Below are 20663 nucleotides of genomic sequence, written 5' to 3'. Positions count from 1 at the left end.
AATGCCGGCTCCCGCAAGGGGCCGGCATTGTCGTTGGTGAAGGGTACTGTCAAAACCCGGGAGGCGCGTGGCCGGCCCGGATCCTCAGTGTTTCGTCAGTAATTCAGCTTGGCGTCCAGGAAGTTGAGCATGGAGCGATACGCCTGGCTGCGCGCATCCGGGTTGCCGCCGCTGGTGACGCCTTCACCGCGCTTGCCCACGCCGGCCACATCCATGCGCACGTGCACCGGCAGGCCGGGCGCGTCGAAGTCGTGATAGGTATCGGGATAGAGGCGCAGGGCGATCTCGGTGTCGCTGCCCTTCATCTTCTCTTCGATGGCTTCGCAGGCCTGGGGCGGCGTCCAGTCATCGTTCTCGCCCATCAGGATCAGGAGTGGTGCGGCCGGTTTGAAGGGCTCGGTGGTCTTGGCGTAGGGGCGGCAATCCGGATAGAACGCCACGGCAGCGCGCGGCTGGATCTTGCGCACGGCCACGTCGGTTTCGGCCAGGTTGATCGAGGCCAGCAGGGTCGACGCGCCATGCGACCAGCCCAGCAGGGCGATGCGCTTCACATCCACATCCGGCTGCGAAGTCACCCAGTGCAGGGCGGCCTGCACGTCGTAGCGGCGGTTCATGGCGCTGACTTCGCGCTGGGCCACGGTGTCCTGGCAGGTGGAGCGGCGACCGCGCGGGGTGAAGCTGTCCGGGAACAGCACGTTGTAGCCGGCGTCGCTGAGCACGCGTGCCATCGCCAGGTGGCGCGGCGTGAATTCCCCCTTGCCATCCTTGACCATGCTGTACAAGCCGCCGCAGCCATGCAGGGCGATCACGGTCGGTGCCGGACCCTTGGTGGTGAGCGACTTGCGTGCCTTGATCCAGACGCCATAGAGCGCGGTGGCCTTGCCGCCCTTGCTGTCCACGCTGGTGAGCGAGACGCGGCGTGCTTCCAGTGGTGGCGGCGGTGCCGAATTGGGCGCGGCCTGCGCCCAGGAGCCGATCACGGCCAGCGATGCTGCAATGCAGAACGCAGCCAGCGGTTTTCCCCAATGTCGCATGATGTCTGATTCCCCGTAGTGATGCCAAATCGTTGCCCGACGGCCTTTCCCGTCAACGGGGAAAATGGTCGCTGAAGCAATAAGCTTCACGGATTGCAACGACTGTATGTATTTGAATTCTTCAGCTTGTATTTTACAAAAGCGAAGCGTCGTGCGGCAGGGAAGATTGGTTTTTGCGGTGCAAAAATCTGATCCATCACAAGAGCGCGCCTGCACCTGTGCGTCGCCTGCAACAGCTTGTCGCTTCGTCAAATGTCATATGAGCCATCTGTTATCGGCATGCAAACGCTGAACTTGAGACGGGGCGTCTCTGATACGTCATGCTTGTCAGTGCAGGAGGAGGGGAGGCTGGTGCGCCCGAGTCAGCATCGGGCGCGCCGGCCGGTCGCACGATGCTGCCGGGAACTTTCATCCGTGGCGGCATCGTGCCGGACGATCTCAAAGATCGATATTGAGGGTGATGGCGGCGTTGCGGCCCGGTTGCGCGGCGCGCTGGAACAAGACGGATTGCGAAGTGGTCAGGCCGCGTACCGTGGCGTAGTCCCAGTATTTGCGATCGGTCAGGTTGTAGATGCCGGCGTGCAGTGTCACATGCTGGTTCAGCTTCCAGTAGGTCGACAGATCCAGCAGCGCATAGCCAGGCACGTTGACGTAAGCGCCGCTGGTGGAATAGACCGAGACGTCGTCGGCGCTGGCACGCTTGGATTTCACGGCCGTCATGATCAGGCTGCCGCCGTAGCGGGCGCCGGGATCATCATAGGCCACACGCACGGTGCCCTTGGCGGGTCCCACCGAGTTGACCGAGCCACTGACACCGGCGTCATTGCGCGAACGGCCGGCTGATACTCCAGCGCTGCCCCCCAGGCTGTAGCCTCGCAGCGCACTGGCATAGGTCCCCAGGCGCAGTTGTGCGGAGACTTCTGCGCCGTAGATATCGACGTTGGCGATGTTCTGCAGGCGATATGCCAGCGACGTGCCGCTGTAGGTGGTGGTCTGGTAGTCGATGAAGTTCTTGTATCGGGTATAGAACAGCGAGCTGTTGAGGGTCAGGCCATCGATCAGCTCGCCCTTGGTCCCGAGTTCAAAGGCGTCGCTGGTCTCGTTCTTGAGGTCGGGATTGCCGAGGATGGCGTACAGGAAGGCCGAGCTGGCGTAGGTCGAGGAATCATAGGTTCCGGTTTTTTCTGCGGCAGTGGCCACGCGTACCCCGCGGCTGTATTGGGCAAAGAAGTCATAGCTCGGTGTGAGCGCATAGGCAAAGCGCAGGCTGGGGGCAAGCAAGGCCGTATGGTCTGCGCTGACCTCGCTGGCGGCACTGCCGACGTTGGCCAGGTAATGGCTCAGGTCGCCCGGCCGGGTTTGCCAGTATTCAGCCCGCAGGCCCGGCGTGAGCGTGGCGCGCGGAGAGAGGTGCCATTCGTCGCGGACGTAAGCCACCAGCTTGTTCGTGCGCGTCTGTGCCATGCGGTCCTTGCTGTAGGGATAGCCGCTGACCGAATTGCCGGTGGCGTTGGTGATGCGCGCTTCGGTCCAGGGACGCTGCTCGTCCGTGCTGGTGAAGGACAGGCCATAGAACAGTTCGTGCGTTCCCATGCGCTTGCTGGCGTCCGCGCCCAGTCCGACGCTGGTGGTGGCCAGATAGGTGTCGATGTAGCGGGTATAGCTGTTGGTGGAATTGGCAGCGATGGTGTAGTCCTCTTTCTTGCTGTCCTGATAGAAGGCATGTACGCGCAGCTTGTCGAAGGCGGCGATGCTGCCAGCCGCCGGGGTGTATTCATCCTCCACTTGCAGGCGATGACGACGGGTCGTGGAGTACTGCGTTGCACCGGCCGGATAGGCACTATAGGTGCTGCCGTCAAGATAGCGGTTGTCGGCACGATCATAGAGGTCCAGTGTCACGCCCAGCTTGTGGTGCGCCAGCCCTTCATAAAACGCCTTGAACAGCACCGCGTCGGAATGCCAGTTGTCACGGTTCGCATCGCTCACGTCCTTGGACCGGGTCAGTGCGCCATCGCGATTCGAATACAGGGCCAGCAGTTTCCAGTCGCCCATCTTCTGTGCCGTGGTCAGGGATTCTGCCCAGGCCTGGTCAGCGGAGGTGTAGCCGAGTTTGGCACCGAGATAGCTGTTCTTGCCGTCGCTCAGGTAGTCGTCCGGCGACCTGGTCTGGAAGGAGACGCGTCCGCCCAGGCCGGTGGCGCCATTTTCGCCGGAAGACGTGGTCCCCGAGATGATGTCGACGCGACGGAAGACCTCGGGGTCGATATAGTCGCGACCGATGCCCACGCCTGTGGCCTTGAGCCCATCCGGCAAGGGGACGGCCGCTGGCAGCTCGATACCGTCGACATCCAGTCCGACCCGGTTGCCCTCGACGCCACGGATGTTGTAGCCCGAGGTGCCGCTGCCGTCCCACAGGTTGGCGGCTCCGCTCAGTGCCGAAGGCGCGCTCACGAGAGGCTGGTAGCGGATCACGCCCGCCATGTCGGTGACCCCCGCATTCTGCAGGTCATCGGCGCTCAGGGATGTGCTGCGGGAGGCCCTGTCTGCTGTCACGCTGATCTGTGGCAGGGCGCTGTCGCGGCTGGCGTCCTCTGCGGCGTGAGCCGGGCTGATCATGAGCCCGGCCAGTGCCAGGTGGATGGAGATGGTCAGGACCCGCGGAACGGGACGCGCCAGGTTTTGCGCGGTCGTGCTGCGCGCGATTGCTGCAATCATTGCTTCCTCTTCTAGTCTTGTGTGCGCCGTCGGTATTGGCGGTGCGGCGGCGTGATGGGTCGTCGACTGGCTGACGCTGTCTTCATCGATACCGGCGGGTGGACTAGAACAAGTGGCTGGCTAAATCTGAATCAATTCATCTCTCGCAGAGAGGTCGCGATTTTAAAATTAAGTTTTTGCAAAGGCAAAGCAATTGATAATCATTTGCAATTAGAATGTGCTGGTCCGAGTCGGGTGTGTCCACGTCGGTTTGTTTTTGATCAATCGTCCACGCCATGACTACTTCCACTTCACTTGCCATCCCTGCCTCCCCGTCCACCTCAACCGAAACCGTTCCCGTTCCTGCCGCCGCCCCGGAGCTGGATCGCGCCGCGGCGTTGAAAGAGGCTACCCGCGCGGCCCACGAAGCGCTGGATGGGAGCATCATGCGTTTCAACCCCTTCGCATCGCTGCAGCGCTATGGCGGCTTCCTGCAGATGCAATACGCGTTTCATCGCGATGTAGCAGCCTTGTTCGAGGATGCTGCCTTGAACCGTCTGTTTCCAGATCTGCAGGCACGCTCGCGGCTGGCACAGGTAACGGCCGACCTGCAGGACCTGGGCTTGCCGCTTCCGGTGCTGTCGGCGCCGGTGTTTTGCGCGGATCGTTTCTCCCTGCCTGTGGCCATCGGCTGGTTGTATGTCGAGGAAGGATCCAACCTCGGTGCGGCGTTCCTCTACAAGATGGCGGCCGGGCTGGGCCTGGATGGCAACCGCGGAGCGCGCCACCTGGCGCCGCACCCGGAAGGCAGGGCCCCGAGCTGGCGCGGTTTCGTGGCCCAGCTCAACGCCATTGAGCTTGACGCGGTCGCGGAACAGCAGGTGATCCAAGGGGCGAGCGCTGCGTTTGCGCAGGTGACCTCGTATGTCGGTCGGTTCTGCCGCGCGCCACTGACGGAAAATGCGGCGTGACCGGGGGCACGACCGAGGCTGAACCGAAGCGCCTGACTCGTCACAGACTGGTGGCGTGGGCCTGGCTGCTGTTGGCCTATGCGAGCCTGGCGTTGGGTGTCATCGCCATTTTCATCCCGGGCTTGCCTACTACGGAATTCATCCTGCTCTCGGCATGGGCTGCCAGCCGTGGCTCGCCGCGTCTGCAGCGCTGGCTGGAGCAGCATCGCCTGTTTGGTCCGATGATCCACAACTGGCGCCATGGCCGTGCCGTGACGATACGTGCCAAGGCGACTGCCTCACTGACGATGACGCTCTGCCTGATCATCATGGCGTTGACCATCCAGCGCCGCTGGATCCTCCTGTTGGCGGCGCTGGGCATGGCAGTGGGGGCCGCCTGGATGTGGTCGCGTCCCGAGCCCGGTGGTGCGGGCACCGACGGGTCCAGAGACTGACAATGCGTTGAATCATAAAAAAATCCCCCGTTACGCGAAGGTATCCGGGGGATCGGGGCCCGTCCCTGATGATGGCAGGTCGGTCCCGTTGCGCAGCGTGAGGCTTCGCCGGCAGGCGTTGCAGTTTAGCCAGTATTGCGCAAGCCGGCGGCCACCCCGTTGATGGTGAGGTGGATGCCACGCTGCACGCGTTCTTCCGGCGCACGCTTCGCTGCAGCCGTAGCGCGGTGGCGCTTGATCAGCTCGACCTGCAGGTGGTTCAGCGGATCGAGATAGGCGAAGCGGTTCTTGATCGAACGCGCCAACAGCGGATTGCCGGACAGGCGTTCCTTGGTGCCGGTGATGGCCGAGAGCACGCTGCTGGTACGTTCATGCTCGCCGGTGATGCGGCCGAAGATCGTGGTACGCAGCTTGCGGTCCGCCACCAGTCCGGCGTAGCGCGAGGCCACGGCGAGGTCGGTCTTGGAGAGCACCATGTCCATGTTCGACAGCAGGGCGGCGAAGAACGGCCATTCCTTGCACATGGCGCGCAGGGTGGCCAGGCGTTTTGCGCTCTCCTTGGCGTTGCCGGCTTCTTCCAGCCAGCCCGCCACGGCGCTGCCAAAACCATACCAGCCCGGGAGCAGCAGACGGCACTGGCCCCACGAGAAGCCCCAGGGAATCGCGCGTAGATCCTCGATGCGCTGGGTCGCCTTGCGCGAGGCCGGGCGCGAACCGATGTTCAGTTGCGCGATCTCGGCGATGGGCGTGGCCGCGAAGAAGTAATCGGTGAAGCCCGGGGTCTCGTACACCAGGTTGCGATAAGCGCGATAGGCACGCTCCGACAGTTCTTCCATGACGCGCTCGAATTCGGCCAGCTTCCTGGCTTCCTTGCCATCGGTGGCGGCGGGCATCAGGCTCGCTTCCAGGGTGGCGGCGACCAGCAGCTCCAGGTTGCGGCGGCCGATTTCCGGATTGGAGAACTTGGAGGCGATGATTTCACCTTGCTCGGTCAGGCGGATCTGGCCGTTGACCGTGCCCGGCGGCTGCGCCAGGATGGCCTGGTAGCTCGGACCGCCGCCACGGCCGACGGTGCCGCCACGGCCGTGGAACAGGCGCAGCTTCACGCCGGCTTCATTGAACAGTTCCACCAGCTGGTTCTCGGCCTTGTAGAGTTCCCAGTTGGAGGTCAGGAAGCCGCCATCCTTGTTGGAATCCGAATAGCCCAGCATCACTTCCTGCAGCTTGCCGTGCTTGGCGATCAAGCCCTTGACCTGCGGGAGGGTCAGCCAGCCGCGCATGATCTCGGCCGCACAGCGCAAGTCGGGGATGGTCTCGAACAATGGAATGACCATCAGCTCCAGCTCGTGCAGCTGGTTGCCTTCGATGTGCAGCAGCCCCGTTTCCTTCTGCAGCAGCAAGACTTCCAGCAGGTCGGACAAGGTCTCGGTGTGCGAGATGATGTAGTTGCGGATCGCACGTTCGCCATAGCGGCGGCGGATTTCGCGCGCGGCGCGCAGGATGGTCAGCTCGGAGTTGGTTTCATCGGCGTACTGCAGGTAGGGCGAATACAGCAGGCGCGGCTTGGACAGTTCACCCAGCAACAGGGCGATCTTGCGTTCTTCGGTCAGGCCCGCATAGTCGGCCTCTACCTGGGACTTGGCAAACAGCTCGGCCAGCACGCGCTCGTGCACGTCGGAGCTCTGGCGCATGTCCAGTGTGGCCAGGTGGAAGCCGAAGATTTCCACGGCACGCTTCAATCCGGCCAGGCGCGGCTTGACCAGCGCGGCACCGTGATGGGCCTGCAGCGAGGCCACCAGCACCTCCAGTTCGGCCACGCATTCGGCCGGGCTGGCGTAGGGCGCAGCGGCGCCGATTTCCTGGCGCAGGATGTTGACCACGCCCAGCGAACGGGCCGTGGCGGCCAGGCGCGCGTAGATGCCGATGAGGGCACGGCGGTAGGGTTCGTCGGCGCGGTGCTCGGAGTGGTCCGGCGAGGCATCGGCCAGGGCCAGCAGTTCCGGGCTGGCCGCGACCATCAGGGTGGAGATGGACATCTCGGCCCCCAGCGTGTGCACTTCGTCGAGGTAGTAATCGAAGATGGTGGTGGACTGGCGCTTCAGCGCATGCTGCATGGTGGCGGCATTGACGTTGGGGTTGCCGTCGCGGTCGCCGCCGATCCAGCTGCCCATCTGCAGGTAGGGCGGCAGCTCCACGGCGCGGGTCTTGGCGCGCGAGGGGAACTGGCTGTCGATCTCGGCTTCGATGTCGTCATACAGCGCCGGCAGTTCGCGCAGGAAGGTGATGCGGTAGTAGGAGAGGGCGTTCTCGATCTCGTCGGCCACCGTCAGCTTGGTATAGCGCAGCATGCGCGTCTGCCACAGCGTGGCGATGCGTGCGCGCAGCAGTTCGGTGTTGTGGCGCAGCTCGCGCGGGGTCAGCGGCAGGTCGCGTTCGGCCACCAGGCGGGCAATCTCGCGCTCGGCATCCAGGATGGACTTGCGCTGCACTTCGGTCGGGTGGGCGGTCAGCACCGGAGACACCAGGGCTTCCTTCAGGAAGCTGCGCACTTGTGCGCCCGAGACGCCGGCATCATCCAGGCGCGACAGCGCATAGGCCACGCTGCCGGGCTGGGCTTCGGAACCGGCCAGCAGGTGCGCGCGACGGCGGCGGTTGTGGTGCTGGTCTTCGGCGATGTTGGCCAGGTGCGAGAAATAGGAAAACGCGCGCACCACCGAATTGGTCTGGTCGCGGGTCAGTTTCTTGAGCAGCTTGTCGAGCTCGGCACCGGCCTTGGCATCGGATTCGCGGCGAAAACGCACGGCGGTCTGGCGGATGGTTTCCACCACCTCGAAGACTTCATCGCCTTCCTGTTCCCGCACGACTTCGCCCAGCAGGCGTCCGAGCAGGCGGATGTCTTCCTTCAGGGGCGCATCCTTGTCGGTGCTGCGGGCGGGTTTGGTGACGGTCTTGCTGGCCGGGCTGCGCTTGGCGGCAGTGGTGGCGCGTGGCGTGGAAGGAGTGGAACGGGCACTGCGTGGTGTTGGATTTTTAGTCGCCATGATCAACGGTTGCTGCGGTTTTCGGAGGAGAAAGTCGTGCTTGTGGATCGGATTGCCGTAGGTGTGCGTGCTAGAATTTGCCTCGTTTTTGGTGTGCGTCTCGCTTCTGGTCGCTGTGATCGATGTGCGTTGCTGCTTGCCCTCGATCGCTTTTTTAATCGTATTGTTCAGTCTGGATGCGCCGGTCTCCTGCTTTCCTTGTCTCCTCGGCCGCGGGTGCCACGACTGAATCGGAAAGCCCGTCTTGAAAGAATTTCCTCCTTCCAACATCGTCATCGTCTCGCGCGAAAGCCGCCTCGCCATGTGGCAGGCCGAGTACGTGCGGGACCGTCTGGCCGCATTATATCCGCAGTGCAGCATCAATATCCTCGGAACCACCACCCGTGGCGACCAGATTCTTGATCGCGCGCTTTCCAAGGTCGGCGGCAAGGGCCTGTTCGTCAAGGAACTGGAAGTGGCCATGGCCGAAGGCCGCGCCGACCTCGCCGTGCACTGCCTGAAGGACATGCCGATGGATTTGCCCGAAGGCTTCGAGCTGGCCGCCATCCTGGAACGCGAAGACGCGCGCGACGCCTTCGTCTCCAATGACTATGCCTCGCTGGACGCGCTGCCCGATGGCGCCATCGTCGGCACCAGCAGCCTGCGCCGCCAGGCCATGATCGCCGCGCGCTATCCGCAACTGGTGGTCAAGCCGCTGCGCGGCAATCTCGATACCCGCCTGGCCAAGCTGGATCGTGGCGACTACGCCGCCATCATCCTGGCCGTGGCCGGCCTGAACCGCCTGGGCCTGAAGGCGCGCATCCGTTCCTTCCTCGATCCCGAACAAAGCCTGCCGTCGCCCGGCCAGGGCACGCTGGCCATCGAGATCCCCGAAGGCCGTGACGACATCAAACGCCTGCTGGCCCCCTTGCATGATGTGCCGGCCGCCGTGGTGTCGGCAGCCGAGCGTTCGGTCTCGCGCATCTTCGGTGCCAGCTGCCAGATCCCGCTGGCGGCCTACGCCACGCTGGACGGTGAGCGCCTGCACCTGCGCGCCATGATCGCCACCCCCGATGGCGCACAAGCCGCTGCCGCTGAAGCCGAAGGTTCGCCGGATGCGCCCGAGGCGCTCGGTGCGCAAGTGGCCGAGCTGCTCAAGTCGCGCGGTGCCGATGCGATTCTGGCGGCCTGCAAGGCCCAGGCTGATGCCGCTTCGGCCTGAGACCGCTGCACCGTTGCCTGTGGTCGTGACGCGGCCACTTCAACAGGCCGGCGGCTTTGCCGAGCGCGTGCAGCAGCTGGGCCGGCGTGCCGTGGTATTTCCGCTGCTGGCCATCGGCCCGGTCGACGATGACAGCGAACTCAAGGCCACGCTGGCACGCCTGCACGACTTCGCGCTGGTGGTCTTCGTCAGCCCCAATGCCATCGATGCCGCCTTTGCCCATCTGCAGGGCTGGCCGCGTGATGTGCCCATCGGTATCGTTGGGGAGGGCAGCAGGGTGGCCTTGCGCGGGCATGGCGTAGATGGCGCCAATGCCACCATCTACGGCCCGCAGCGCGCCGACAAGATGGATTCCGAGGAATTGTTCAAATCCCTCCCGTTGGAACAATTGCGCGGCAGGCGTGCTCTGATCGTGCGCGGCCAGGCCGGCCGCGATTTCCTGAGTGAAGCTTTGCAACAACAGGGCGTGGAAGTCGAATTCCTTACCGCCTACCGTCGCCTGGCCCCCCAGCTGAACGCACAAAACCGCCTGCAACTGCTGGATTTGCTGGACGGTGGTGCCGACTGGGTCATCACCAGTTCCGAGGCCTTGCGCAATTTGCTTCACTTGGCAAGACTAGCCGGGGGCGAGGAACGTGTGGTAAAACTGCAACGACAACGCATCGTCGTCTCTCACCACAGGATCGCCGAGACCGCGCGGGAGCAGGGTTTCGTGCAGGTGGTCCTGACCGGGTCGGGAGATGAACGCCTGCTTGCCGCCCTTGTTCCACCCGCTCCCTGAGTGGCCGCGTAATTTGCCGCGTTACAATCCAGCCCATGAACGAACAGCAACCCACTCCCCAATTGCCGGAGCCTCAACCGCAAGCCAGCCACAGCGCTGGTGCTGCGGCCCCGCAGGCGTCCTATACCTTCACTCCCCCGGATGGCACGGCCGTGCTGCGCCGCCGCCAGCGTGCGCAGACCATCGTGCTGCTGCTGGTCATCGCCGGCCTGGGCGCACAGTGGTGGGTCTCGCATGCCGAACTGCGCGACCTGCGCAGCGAAGTGGCGCAGCGCCTGCAGAATGGCGACAACAGCAGCAATGAACTGAAGGGCGTGCTCAAGGCCGTGCAGGAGAGCACCAAGGAACTGCAATCCAAGGTCAGCGTGCTCGACAGCAAGCAGGCCGAGTCCCAGAGCCAGCAACTGGCGCTGGAACAGATGTACCAGGACCTCAACAAGAACCGCGACGACTGGGCCCTCTCCGAAATCGAGGAAGTCCTTTCCACCGCTGACCAGCAGCTGGAGCTGGCCGGCAACGTGCAAGGCGCGCTGATCGCCCTGCAGAATGCCGACAAGAGCCTGTCGCGTTCGGACAAGGCGCAGTTCATCGCCATCCGCCGCGCCATCGCGCGTGACATCGAACGCCTGAAGGCCCTGCCGACAGTGGACATCGCCGGCATCGCCGTGCGTCTGGACAGTGCCATCGGCCAGGTCGACAACCTGCCGCTGCTGGTCGATGAGCGTCCGGTGGAGTCGGCCAGCGAGCCCAAGCCGCAGCCGGTGAAAACCGCTGCCGCCGAGAAGCCTGCCGCCAAGGGCGATGCCGCCCATGCCAAGACCAAGGCCGAAGCCGCACCTGCCGAAGCGTCTGCCTGGTCGCAATGGCTGGCCGGTGCCCGCGAAACCTGGCGAAGCATGAGCACTGAAATGTGGTCCGAGCTGCGCCAGCTGGTGCGCATCCGCGAAGTGCAGACGCCGGAAGCGATCCTGCTCTCGCCGGGCCAGGCTTACTTCGTGCGCGAGAACCTCAAGCTGCGTTTGTTGAATGCACGCCTGGCGCTGCTGTCGCGCAACGAGTTCGCCTTCCGCAATGACCTGTCCTCGGCCCAGGACACCATCGCCAAGTATTTCGATACCCGCGCCAAGCAGGTCCAGACCACGCAGGCGCTGTTGAAGCAGGTGCAGGGCAGCAATGTCTCCATCCAGTTGCCCACGCTGGCCGAAAGCCTGAACGCGGTGCGCAACTACAAGGCCCGTCCGTGAGCCGCTGACGGGAACCTGATATGAAAATACTGCTCTGGCTTCTGACCCTGTTTGCCTCCGCCATCGGCCTGGCCGTGCTGGCGCGCTTCAACCCCGGCAATGTGGTGCTGTTCTATCCGCCGTACCGGATTGACCTGTCCCTGAACTTCTTCATCTTCGCCGTGCTGGCGGTGTTCCTGACCATCTACGTGGTCATCCGCGCCATCCGCCTGACGCAGAAGCTGCCCGGCCGCGTGATCGCCTATCGCCGTGCCAAGCGCGAGAATGAAAGCAACAAGGCCCTGCGCGATGCCCTGAAGGCTTACTTCGAAGGCCGCTTCGGCCAGGCCGAGAAGTCCGCCACGCGCGCAGCCGACCTGCCCGACAACGCTGGCATCGCCGCCCTGATCGCCGCCCGCGCCGCGCATCGCATGCGCCAGGGCGACCGCCGCGACATCTGGCTGGCCAGCACCGAAGTCGATCCGACCTTGAAGGCTGCGCGCCTGATGACGGCGCTGGAACTGCAAGTGGACGAACACCACTTCAAGCAGGCGCTGGAAACGGTGGAAGAGTTGAACGCCAACGGCACGCGCCACATCCAGGCCCTGCAATGGGCGCTGAAGGCCAACCAGCAAGCCAAGAACTGGCCCGAAGTGCTGCGCCTGGTGCAGACCCTGGACAAGCGCAATGCCCTGCATCCGGCCTTGTCGAACCGCCTGCGCGAGCTGTCTTACGATGCCTTGCTGTCGGACCGCTCGCACGATGCCGAATCGATTCGCCTCTTGTGGAATGGCGTGCCCGGCGTGGACAAGCTCAAGCCCTACATCGCCGCACGGGCCGCCCACGCCTTCTCCAGCCGTGGCCTGCATGACGAAGCGCGCAGCCTGCTGGAACGCGCGCTGGCCGCCGACTGGGATATCCGCCTGCTGCGTGCCTATCGCGAATCGACCGCCGAAGCCGGCTCGCCGGCCCTGCTGTCGCAGATCGAGCATTGCGAATCCTGGTTGTCCAAGAATCCGACCGATGCCGAACTGGCGCTGACGCTGGGCATGTTCTGCCTGCGCCAGAAGCTGTGGGGCAAGGCCCAGCGCCACCTGGAGCAAGCCCTGTCGGACGCCATCGAACCGCGCACCGTACGCGAATCGCACCTGGCCCTGGCCCAGCTGCACGAGGCGCTGGATCAGCCGGACCAGGCCGCCGGCCACTACAAGCAATGCGCCCTGGCCACGGCCATCCGCTGAACTTGTTGCGCTGGTGAATGACCAAGGCGGAAGCGGCGCAAGCCCTTCCGCCTTTTTCACGTGCGCTGCCGGGCACTGTCATGTTGGCGTAAGTTGCACCGGCCAAGATGCCGGTCTGAGCCTGAATGCCGCTATAATTGCCGCTTTCCGGTGTTTGGCATGCCAGAACTGAGCATTAAGCCCCGTTTAATGCTCATTGCATCGAGCATTAAACAAGATGCCCTTGGCGCTGCCGGCCCGAAAACCGCTTTTCGTTTCTTTCCCTAGTGAGAATCCCATGAGCCTGAACAACGTCCCCGCTGGCCGCGACCTGCCCAATGACTTCAACGTGATCATCGAAATCCCGATGAACGCCGATCCGATCAAGTACGAAGTGGACAAGGACACCGGCGCCATCTTCGTCGACCGTTTCATGGGCACCGCCATGCACTATCCGTGCAACTACGGCTACATCCCCCAGACCCTGTCGCAAGACGGCGACCCGGTCGACGTGCTGGTGATCACCCCGTTCCCGCTGATCCCGGGCGTGGTGGTGCGCTGCCGTCCCATCGGCGTGCTGAAGATGGCCGATGAATCGGGCATCGACGCCAAGCTGCTGGCCGTGCCGGTCGACAAGATCCTGCCGATCTACACCCACTGGCAAAAGCCGGAAGATCTGAACGAACTGCGCCTGAACCAGATCAAGCACTTCTTCGAACACTACAAGGACCTGGAAAAGGGCAAGTGGGTCAAGGTCGAAGGCTGGGAAGGCCCGGACGCTGCCCGCGCTGAAATCCTGGCCGGTGTGGAAGCGTTCAAGAACGCCAAGTAATTCCCCGTCAGCAAGACATAAAAAATCGCCCGACAGGTTTGCGCCTGTCGGGCGATTTTTTTCATGACCGGCACGTGGCCGGTCGATCCCTTCAACGCCGGGTCAATCCAGCTTGGCCGCGTGCTCGCGGGTAGCGTGGAAAGTGATCTCCGGCCAGCGTTCCTGGGTCAGGCGCAGGTTCACGCCCGAGCTGGCCAGGTAAGCCAGGTTGCCGGCCGCATCGATGGCCAGGTTGGCACCGGCCGAGGACTTCTCGAAGTCGGCCAGTTTCTTCTTGTCATCGCAGCTGATCCAGCGGGCGCTGCTGATGCTGGTGCCTTCAAAGACCGCATCCACGCCATATTCGTTGAGCAGGCGGCTGGCCACCACTTCGAACTGCAGCACGCCCACTGCGCCCAGGATCAGGTCGCTGCCGGTGACGGGCTTGAAGACCTGCACAGCGCCTTCTTCGCCGAGCTGCTGCAGGCCCTTGTGCAACTGCTTGATCTTGAGCGGATTGCGGATGCGCGCCACACGGAAGAAGTCCGGTGCGAAGTAGGGGATGCCGGTGAACTGCAGCATCTCGCCTTCGGAGAAGCTGTCGCCGATCTGCATGTTGCCGTGGTTGGGCAGTCCGATGATGTCGCCGGCATAGGCTTCTTCCACCTGTTCGCGGCTGGAGGCCATGAAGGTCACCACCGAGGACACCTTGATGTCGCGGTTCAGGCGCAGGTGCTTCAACTTCATGCCGCGTTCGAAGCGGCCCGAGCACACGCGCAGGAAGGCGATGCGGTCGCGGTGCGCCGGGTCCATGTTGGCCTGGATCTTGAAGACGAAACCGGAGAAGGGCTCTTCGGTCGGCTTGACCTCGCGCACGGTGGCGTCGCGTCCGCCCGGACCCGGCGCCCAGTCCAGCAGCGCATCGAGGATCTCGCGCACGCCGAAGTTGTTGATGGCCGAACCGAAGAAGACCGGCGTCTGCACACCGGCCAGGAAGTCTTCCAGGTTGAAGGGGTGGGAGGCGCCATGCACCAGTTCCACTTCCATTTTGAGCTGTTCGATTTCCAGCGGGAACATCTCGGCCAGCTTGGGGTTGTCGATGCCCTTGATGATTTCCACGTTGCCGTTCGCGCGTTCTTCACCGGCCTTGAAGAGCATGATCTCGTCACGCAGCAGGTGATACACGCCACGGAAATTCTTGCCCATGCCGATCGGCCAGGTCACCGGTGCGCACTGAATCTTCAGCACCGACTCCAGCTCATCCAGCAGCTCCAGCGAATCGCGGGTCTCGCGGTCCAGCTTGTTCATGAAGGTGATGATGGGCGTATTGCGCATGCGGCAGACGTTCAACAGCTTGATGGTCTGTTCTTCCACGCCCTTGGCGGCATCGATCACCATCAGCGCCGAGTCCACGGCGGTGAGCACGCGATAGGTATCTTCCGAGAAGTCCTGGTGGCCCGGCGTGTCGAGCAGGTTGACCACGTGGTCGCGGTACTCGAACTGCATCACCGAACTGGCCACGGAAATGCCGCGTTGCTTTTCGATTTCCATCCAGTCCGAGGTCGCGTGGCGGCCGCTCTTGCGGGCCTTCACGGTGCCGGCCAGCTGGATCGCGCCCGAGAACAGCAGCAGCTTTTCGGTCAGCGTGGTTTTACCGGCGTCGGGGTGGGAGATGATGCCGAAGGTGCGGCGGCGCTTGACTTCGCGCGCGATCAGGTCGGACGAGACCTTGGTGGCGGCGCCAGGCGCGCTGGCGGTATCTGCATCAGCGGCCTCAGGAGCGGTGGCGGCGACTTCGGGGAGTTCGTTGCTGGGTTCTTGCATGGCGGATCGGTCGGGGTGGGAGCCCGGCGGAACGCGGCCCCTGGCGCGGCTGGACGATCCAACCCGCTTGGCCTTGAGCGGCGCGCACTGTTCCTTTGACAAGGAGGCGGCGCACGCCCTGTTCCGACAGCTCTGGAAAACCCGAGATTATAACTGAAGCGGCCCGCTTGCCCGCATGTTTGCCGGGAGGCAACGTGCGCGCGGCGGGCCGCTCAGGCGATCACTGGCGGGGCAGAGGCGCTGCAGGATCAGGAGCGTTCGTCGCGACGGTCCTCGCGCCGCTGATGGGCGTCGCGCTGCTGGGCCTGCTGCTGGCGCGCCTGCTGTTCATGCTGGGCGGCCTGATGTTGCTGCTGTTGCTGACGGGCTTGCTCCATCTGGCGATGCTGCTGCTCGCGCTGCTGGTTCATCATCTGCTGCTGGCGTTGCTGCTCCTGCAGTTGATGCTGGCGCATCTGCTGCTCACGCTGTTGCAGCTGCAATTGCTGTTGCTGCATCTGCTGCTGGCGTTGTTGCTGCTGTTGCACCTGTTGCTGGCGCTGCTGCCACTGGCGTTCCTGGGCCTGCTGCTGTTGGCGCTGCTCCTGCGCTTGCTGATCGCGCTGGTGTTGCTGGTCGCGGATCATCTGCTCACGCTGGCGCTGCTGGTCATTGGCCTGCTGTTCACGCTGGCGTTGCTGATCGATGGCCTGGCGCTGGCGGAGCTGATCCTGCTGGGCCAATCGCTGCTGCACGTTGTCGGCCACTGGCAGCGGACGCGGCGTATTGGCCGGGAAGGGCTGGCCCGCTTGCGGTTGCGGACCATGTCCATTCCACTGCGGCACGTGCTGCGCCTGGGTCAGGTTCTGTGCCTGCGGACCGGCCAGCGGACGCTGTCCCGGCGGCGGGGCCAGCGCAGGGGCCGGTTGCTGCGCATAACGGCCGCCGGCGTAACGCGGGTCGTGATGCCACACCACCGGGCGCTGGTTCATGCTCACGTTGCGGTTCACGTTGATGTTGTTGTTGACGTAGCGATTGTTGATGACGTTGGTGTTGTTGACGTTGTTCACGTTGGTGACGTTGTTGATGCGTGTCTGCGTCACCATCACCTGGCGCTGGCGCCAGTCGGGACGCGCATCGCCAAACACCGCACTCATGACGCCAATGCCCACCCCGAAGCTGATGCTGGCCGAGAAGCCCGGCTCATAGCTGGGCGGACGATAACGCGGCGGCGGCGCCCACACCACCGGCGGAGCGGACGGCCACCACCAGCTGCCATACACCACGGTCGGGTTGTAATACGGCACGTAGACCACCTGTGGATTGACCGGCACGATCTCGATGACTTCATCCTGCACCACCACGCGCTGCTGCGGGCTGGATTCCAGCGTGCCTGCGATGCGGGCGCGTTCGCGCAGGTTCTGTACCGTATCCATTACCGAGGGCTGCTGGGCGAGGAAGGCCTGTCCCAGCTGCTGGGTCCAGTCGAGGCGATCATTGAGCATGGCCAGCACCGAGGGGAACTGCACCAGCGCCTTCACGCTGGGATCCCACGGCATGGGGGCCACGGCGCGCGCCAGGCCATCGCCCTGCAGACCGGGCCGCGCTTCGACGAAGCGCTGGGCCTGCACCACTTCCAGAGGATAGGTCGAGGCCATCAGCACCTGGGCCAGCAGCGAATCGGGATAGAGTGCCACCGGGGCCAGCATCTGGTCCAGCTGTTGCTGGGTATAGACGGGCGCGGGCGGCGGTGCATAAGCGGTCTGCGCCTGCACGGGCAGGCCTGAGACCAGAGAGAAGACCAGGCAGGTGGCCCAGGCCAGGGATGTCTTGTTCACGTTGTTCTCCTTGCGCGATGGCGTGCACCAGGAAGAGGAAAAACAAATTGCCAGGTCCGGCGCACTGAGGTGAGCCTATGGTCTGCCAGCTCGGACAGGCGAGGTGTAACGGAATTGCAAGCGATGTTTCAGCGCCGGGTCGGCTGAGCCTCGCGGGTTGCCGATGGGAAAGCCTTGCGCAAGGCAGGGGAGCCTGTGGCATCATGAATGGCCACGGAACAAATCTCATCAACGGAATCGATCAATCGAGCGGTTTTCATGCTTCGCGCAGATCAATCGCCACGATTCCTTGCACGCGCTGCAGCGGCCGGACAACCAGGGCCGGCGTGCCTTTTCTTGTTGAAGAGAAACGTTCTAAACAGTTTTCGCAGTACCCGCAGTACGTACCAAGGCAAATTTTTTACGACAACAAGCCATCAAGCAAGGAACGACCATGAGCCATCACCTGATCTGGCGGCGCGATGATTTCCTCATCGACACCGATCCCGACCGGCTGGACATCCCCCTCATCCACGACGTACTGACCCATTCGAGCTGGTCTCCCGGCATCGACCTCAACACCGTGCGCACGGCGCTGGCCAACAGCCTGTGCTTCGGCCTCTATCGCGGCAAGCAGCAGATCGGCTTTGCCCGCGTGGTGACCGATCACGCCACCTTCGGCTACCTGTGCGACGTCTTCGTCGTCGGCGACCTGCGCGGCCAGGGCCTGGGCCGCTGGATGATCGAATCAGTCAACCAGCATCCCACGCTGCAGAAACTGCGGCGCGTCATGCTGACCACATCTACCGCACCGTGGCTGTATGCCAGCTGTGGCTTCGAGGCCATCAATCGCGGTGACTTCGTGTGGCATATCTCGCGTCCGGATATCTACAAGCAGGGCGTGCAGCAGTAAACCGGCATTCCCGGTCCAGCGGAGCGCAGGGTGGCTCCGCTGATTTACCTTGCCGGTCTTCGCTGGCTTTGCCAGTAAACTTAGTTTTTCAGCGATTTCCCTTCCTTGTTCCTCTCTCGCTTCGCGCCTGACGATTCCTGCGGCGTGCGATGCGATGGCTTCGCCGGTCTCCTCCTTCCGTTTCCCTTCCTAAGTATTTTTATTCCATTCGCCGCGTCAAACCAGCGTGTACGGAGCATGCAACTTAGTTTTGATGAACACTTGATCCAGTTCCGGTCGCAATGACCCAAAGATGATCCGCATCAAGAAGCGGCCAGATGCGAATTTTCATCATTTTTGCAGACTTATAATTTTGGCACTCATTCATTTCAGCTCATCGACCCGCTGCGCCATGCTGCGCACCCACGAATCCTGACCATGACCATTGCCAACAAACTCCGTCTGCTTCTGCTCGCCGTCGTCCTCGGCCTGGCCAGCCTCACCGGCTTGAGCATCTATCACAGCAACCGCATTGCCGATGCTGCCAGCTATTCGTCGTTCAACACGGTCCCCAGCCTGCTGGTGTTGGGGGAGGCGGGTGAAGCGGTCTTCCGCATCCGGGTTGGCATCTGGCGCTATGCCGCTGCCACGGATGCCGCCACGCGCGCCAAGCTGGAGAAGTCCATGAACACGAACCGCGACAAGGTCATCGCCGCCTTCGACCGCTACGAGAAGGAAGATATCTCCGACGCCACCGACCGTCAGCTGCTGCAGGCGGACCGTGATGCCTTCGCCGATTACGAGAAGAGCCGCCAGGCCGTCATCGCCCTGGGCGCTGAAGGCAAGACCGAGGAAGCCTTGCATGCGGTCGAGCACCAGGTGGTCCCGCCCGGTGACAAACTCATCAACGCCCTGGCGGCCCATCGCCGCTACAACGAGCAGCTCGGCCAGCAAGGCGTGCAGGCGGCGCAGTCCAGCCTGCGTTCGGCGGTGGTTCAGGCGGTGCTGATGAGCCTGGCCGTGTGTGCAGTGGTAGCGGTGGTGAGCCTGCTGATTTCGCGCACCATTTCCACCGCACTGGGGGAGGCCATCATGACGGCCCGCGCCATTGCCACGGGTGACCTCAGCACCCGCATCCGCCGCCGCGCCAATGATGAAGTCGGCCAGTTGATGCAGGCCATCCAGCAGATGAGCGACAGCCTGGTGCGCATCGTCAGCAACGTGCGCAACAGTGCCAACACCATCGCCACCGCCACGGCGGAAATCGCCGCCGGCAATCTTGACCTGTCGGCGCGTACGGAAGCCCAGGCCGGTTCCATCGAAGAGACCGCGTCGGCCATGGAGCAACTGACCGCCACCGTGCGCCAGAATGCGGACAACGCCCAGCAAGCCAATGTGCTGGCGACATCCGCCTCCAGCGTCGCTACCGAGGGTGGCCAGGCGGTGCAGCAGGTGGTGCAGACGATGGACGAGATCAATGCCTCCTCGCTGAGGATCGTGGACATCATCAGCGTGATCGACGGCATCGCGTTCCAGACCAATATCCTCGCGCTCAATGCCGCCGTGGAAGCAGCGCGTGCTGGCGAGCAGGGACGCGGGTTTGCGGTAGTGGCGGCCGAAGTGCGTTCACTGGCCCAGCGTTCGGCTGCGGCTGCGCACGAGATCAAGGAACTGATCGATGATTCGGTCGGCAAGGTGGAGAGCGGCAGCCGGCTGGTCGCACAGGCAGGCGAGACGATGCAGCACGTGGTCGACAGCGTGCGCCGCGTGACTGACATCGTTGCCGACATCACGGCCGCCAGCGCCGAGCAGAGCGATGGCATCGTGCAGGTCAATCAGGCCATCGGTTTGATGGATCAGGCGACACAACAGAATGCGGCGCTGGTGGAGCAGGCGGCTGCGGCCTCGCAATCGCTGCAGGAGCAGGCGGTGCAGCTGGCGGGCGCGGTGCAGGTCTTCAAGCTGGATCGTGAACGGGAGCTGACCATTGACCTGGTGTCCGGGGAGACTATCCCGGAGCGGGCTGCCGATCTGCTGCTGGTGGGTGGGCGCGTGCAGGCTTGAGGAAGATCGGTACGCATTGAGGGACGCATTGCTGCGTCCCTCTTTTGTTTCTTCTCTTTCTCTTCTTTCTTTTCTTCAGGGCGACGGCAATGTCGTACCGAATCGAAGCGTTCTTACTTCTCCGGCATGCCTGAAGAATGATGGCTGGTGATCAGCCACTCCCTGCCATTCCATTCATAGGTAAAGCTGTAACGGGCATGCACGACCTGGCCGGTAGTGCCGAAGGTGAAGCTGTAGAGGCCGGCATCGATGGCGGTGTTGCAGCCTATCCAGAGCCAGCGCTGGTCGATCTTGCCTACCGGCTTGTTGTGGAGGAAGTGTTCGAAATAATCGATGCGCTCTTCGTTGGTGAACCGGGGCTTGTTGGACACGGTGGGCAAGAGCAGGGCGCGCGGGGCGTAGTTTTCGGCGACGGCTTCGGGATCGAGGGTTTGCAATGACGCATTCCAGCGCTCGAAGAGGGCGGCGATTTCTTTGCCTGTGGTTGATTTGCAGACCACGCCGGTGCCGGGGCCGGCGAAGGGCAGATCGGGAGCGGGTTTGCTCGACGGGGTCGAGGCGCAGCCGGTGAGGATGAGTGCCAAGGCTGATGCGGAAAGGACTGTTTTCATTTTTCCCCCTGTTAATTTTTATGTTCAGGTGTTCCGCTGAAGATCGCTGACCGGAGTTGGCGTCTT

General features: G+C 63.4%; 15 protein-coding genes. 9 read left to right on the top strand and 6 right to left on the bottom strand.

Annotated elements, in window-relative coordinates; genetic code table 11:
• Positions 1–95: 95 nt before the first annotated feature.
• Both J2X56_RS06370 and J2X56_RS06365 read right to left on the bottom strand, forming a co-directional pair.
• The gene (locus J2X56_RS06370) at positions 96–1034 is read right to left on the bottom strand and encodes a dienelactone hydrolase family protein (RefSeq protein WP_039785426.1); all 939 of its coding nucleotides are present in this window, start codon (positions 1032–1034) and stop codon (positions 96–98) included.
• A 438-nt stretch (positions 1035–1472) separates the two neighbouring features.
• Complete coding sequence (locus J2X56_RS06365) at positions 1473–3749, bottom strand: TonB-dependent receptor domain-containing protein (protein ID WP_121041840.1); 2277 nt, start codon at positions 3747–3749, stop codon at positions 1473–1475.
• Between the two features lie 275 nt (positions 3750–4024).
• Here J2X56_RS06365 and J2X56_RS06360 point away from each other — a divergent pair, with 275 nt between their 5' ends.
• Both J2X56_RS06360 and J2X56_RS06355 read left to right on the top strand, forming a co-directional pair.
• The gene (locus J2X56_RS06360) at positions 4025–4699 is read left to right on the top strand and encodes a biliverdin-producing heme oxygenase (protein WP_121041838.1); all 675 of its coding nucleotides are present in this window, start codon (positions 4025–4027) and stop codon (positions 4697–4699) included.
• Positions 4696–5133: a YbaN family protein gene (locus J2X56_RS06355; RefSeq protein ID WP_121041836.1), complete on the top strand. Its 438-nt coding sequence runs from the start codon at positions 4696–4698 to the stop codon at positions 5131–5133. The genes J2X56_RS06360 and J2X56_RS06355 overlap by 4 nt, the downstream gene beginning before the upstream one ends.
• 125 nt (positions 5134–5258) lie before the next feature.
• On the opposite strand, the gene ppc is transcribed toward J2X56_RS06355, so the two are convergent.
• On the bottom strand, positions 5259–8174 hold the full coding sequence (ppc, locus tag J2X56_RS06350) for a phosphoenolpyruvate carboxylase (protein ID WP_121042324.1): 2916 nt from the start codon (positions 8172–8174) through the stop codon (positions 5259–5261).
• Between the two features lie 244 nt (positions 8175–8418).
• Between ppc and hemC the strand changes: the two genes are divergently transcribed.
• From hemC to ppa, 5 genes are all read left to right on the top strand, one after another.
• Positions 8419–9375: a hydroxymethylbilane synthase gene (gene hemC, locus J2X56_RS06345; protein WP_121041834.1), complete on the top strand. Its 957-nt coding sequence runs from the start codon at positions 8419–8421 to the stop codon at positions 9373–9375.
• Positions 9359–10156 carry a uroporphyrinogen-III synthase gene (locus tag J2X56_RS06340; protein ID WP_121041832.1) on the top strand — a complete coding sequence of 266 codons (798 nt, stop codon included), beginning with the start codon at positions 9359–9361 and terminating at the stop codon, positions 10154–10156. Before hemC ends, J2X56_RS06340 begins: the two co-directional genes overlap by 17 nt.
• A 35-nt stretch (positions 10157–10191) precedes the next feature.
• Positions 10192–11400, top strand: coding sequence for a uroporphyrinogen-III C-methyltransferase (locus J2X56_RS06335; protein WP_034333323.1), 1209 nt, complete (start codon positions 10192–10194; stop codon positions 11398–11400).
• Positions 11401–11420: 20 nt separating this feature from the next.
• Positions 11421–12620 (top strand): heme biosynthesis protein HemY, encoded by a 1200-nt coding sequence (locus tag J2X56_RS06330; RefSeq protein WP_121041830.1) that lies wholly within the window; start codon positions 11421–11423, stop codon positions 12618–12620.
• Between the two features lie 277 nt (positions 12621–12897).
• On the top strand, positions 12898–13431 hold the full coding sequence (ppa, locus tag J2X56_RS06325; RefSeq protein WP_006463345.1) for an inorganic diphosphatase: 534 nt from the start codon (positions 12898–12900) through the stop codon (positions 13429–13431).
• Positions 13432–13533: 102 nt separating this feature from the next.
• Here ppa and J2X56_RS06320 read toward each other — a convergent pair whose 3' ends face one another.
• Complete coding sequence (locus J2X56_RS06320; protein ID WP_204726621.1) at positions 13534–15234, bottom strand: peptide chain release factor 3; 1701 nt, start codon at positions 15232–15234, stop codon at positions 13534–13536.
• A gap of 248 nt (positions 15235–15482) precedes the next feature.
• Positions 15483–17051, bottom strand: coding sequence for a DUF3300 domain-containing protein (locus J2X56_RS06315; RefSeq protein ID WP_310158981.1), 1569 nt, complete (start codon positions 17049–17051; stop codon positions 15483–15485).
• Between the two features lie 433 nt (positions 17052–17484).
• On the opposite strand from J2X56_RS06315, the gene J2X56_RS06310 reads away from it, so the two are divergent.
• Together J2X56_RS06310 and J2X56_RS06305 are read left to right on the top strand one after the other, a co-directional pair.
• Positions 17485–17943, top strand: a complete 459-nt coding sequence (locus tag J2X56_RS06310; protein WP_034333342.1) for a GNAT family N-acetyltransferase — start codon at positions 17485–17487, stop codon at positions 17941–17943.
• A 417-nt stretch (positions 17944–18360) separates the two neighbouring features.
• Positions 18361–19986 (top strand): methyl-accepting chemotaxis protein, encoded by a 1626-nt coding sequence (locus J2X56_RS06305; protein WP_209566861.1) that lies wholly within the window; start codon positions 18361–18363, stop codon positions 19984–19986.
• Between the two features lie 113 nt (positions 19987–20099).
• Here the strand turns inward: J2X56_RS06305 and J2X56_RS06300 are convergent, their stop codons facing one another.
• Positions 20100–20597, bottom strand: a complete 498-nt coding sequence (locus tag J2X56_RS06300; RefSeq protein ID WP_209566860.1) for an SgcJ/EcaC family oxidoreductase — start codon at positions 20595–20597, stop codon at positions 20100–20102.
• Between the last annotated feature and the right edge of the window lie 66 nt (positions 20598–20663).

It is taken from the genome of Herbaspirillum sp. 1173 (genome assembly GCF_031455335.1).
Classification (GTDB): Bacteria; Pseudomonadota; Gammaproteobacteria; order Burkholderiales; family Burkholderiaceae_D; genus Herbaspirillum; species Herbaspirillum huttiense.
The sequence above is the reverse complement of the archived record's forward strand: the minus strand, read 5'-3'. Positions and strand labels throughout refer to the sequence as shown.

Bases quoted from the DNA above. Each gene is read 5' to 3' on its own strand.
- J2X56_RS06370 (WP_039785426.1), bottom strand. From the start codon at position 1,034: ATGCGACATTGGGGAAAACCGCTGGCTGCGTTCTGCATTGCAGCATCG.
- J2X56_RS06365 (WP_121041840.1), bottom strand. From the start codon at position 3,749: ATGATTGCAGCAATCGCGCGCAGCACGACCGCGCAAAACCTGGCGCGT.
- J2X56_RS06360 (WP_121041838.1), top strand. From the start codon at position 4,025: ATGACTACTTCCACTTCACTTGCCATCCCTGCCTCCCCGTCCACCTCA.
- ppc (WP_121042324.1), bottom strand. From the start codon at position 8,174: ATGGCGACTAAAAATCCAACACCACGCAGTGCCCGTTCCACTCCTTCC.
- J2X56_RS06340 (WP_121041832.1), top strand. From the start codon at position 9,359: ATGCCGCTTCGGCCTGAGACCGCTGCACCGTTGCCTGTGGTCGTGACG.
- J2X56_RS06335 (WP_034333323.1), top strand. From the start codon at position 10,192: ATGAACGAACAGCAACCCACTCCCCAATTGCCGGAGCCTCAACCGCAA.
- J2X56_RS06330 (WP_121041830.1), top strand. From the start codon at position 11,421: ATGAAAATACTGCTCTGGCTTCTGACCCTGTTTGCCTCCGCCATCGGC.
- ppa (WP_006463345.1), top strand. From the start codon at position 12,898: ATGAGCCTGAACAACGTCCCCGCTGGCCGCGACCTGCCCAATGACTTC.
- J2X56_RS06320 (WP_204726621.1), bottom strand. From the start codon at position 15,234: ATGCAAGAACCCAGCAACGAACTCCCCGAAGTCGCCGCCACCGCTCCT.
- J2X56_RS06310 (WP_034333342.1), top strand. From the start codon at position 17,485: ATGAGCCATCACCTGATCTGGCGGCGCGATGATTTCCTCATCGACACC.
- J2X56_RS06305 (WP_209566861.1), top strand. From the start codon at position 18,361: ATGACCATTGCCAACAAACTCCGTCTGCTTCTGCTCGCCGTCGTCCTC.
- J2X56_RS06300 (WP_209566860.1), bottom strand. From the start codon at position 20,597: ATGAAAACAGTCCTTTCCGCATCAGCCTTGGCACTCATCCTCACCGGC.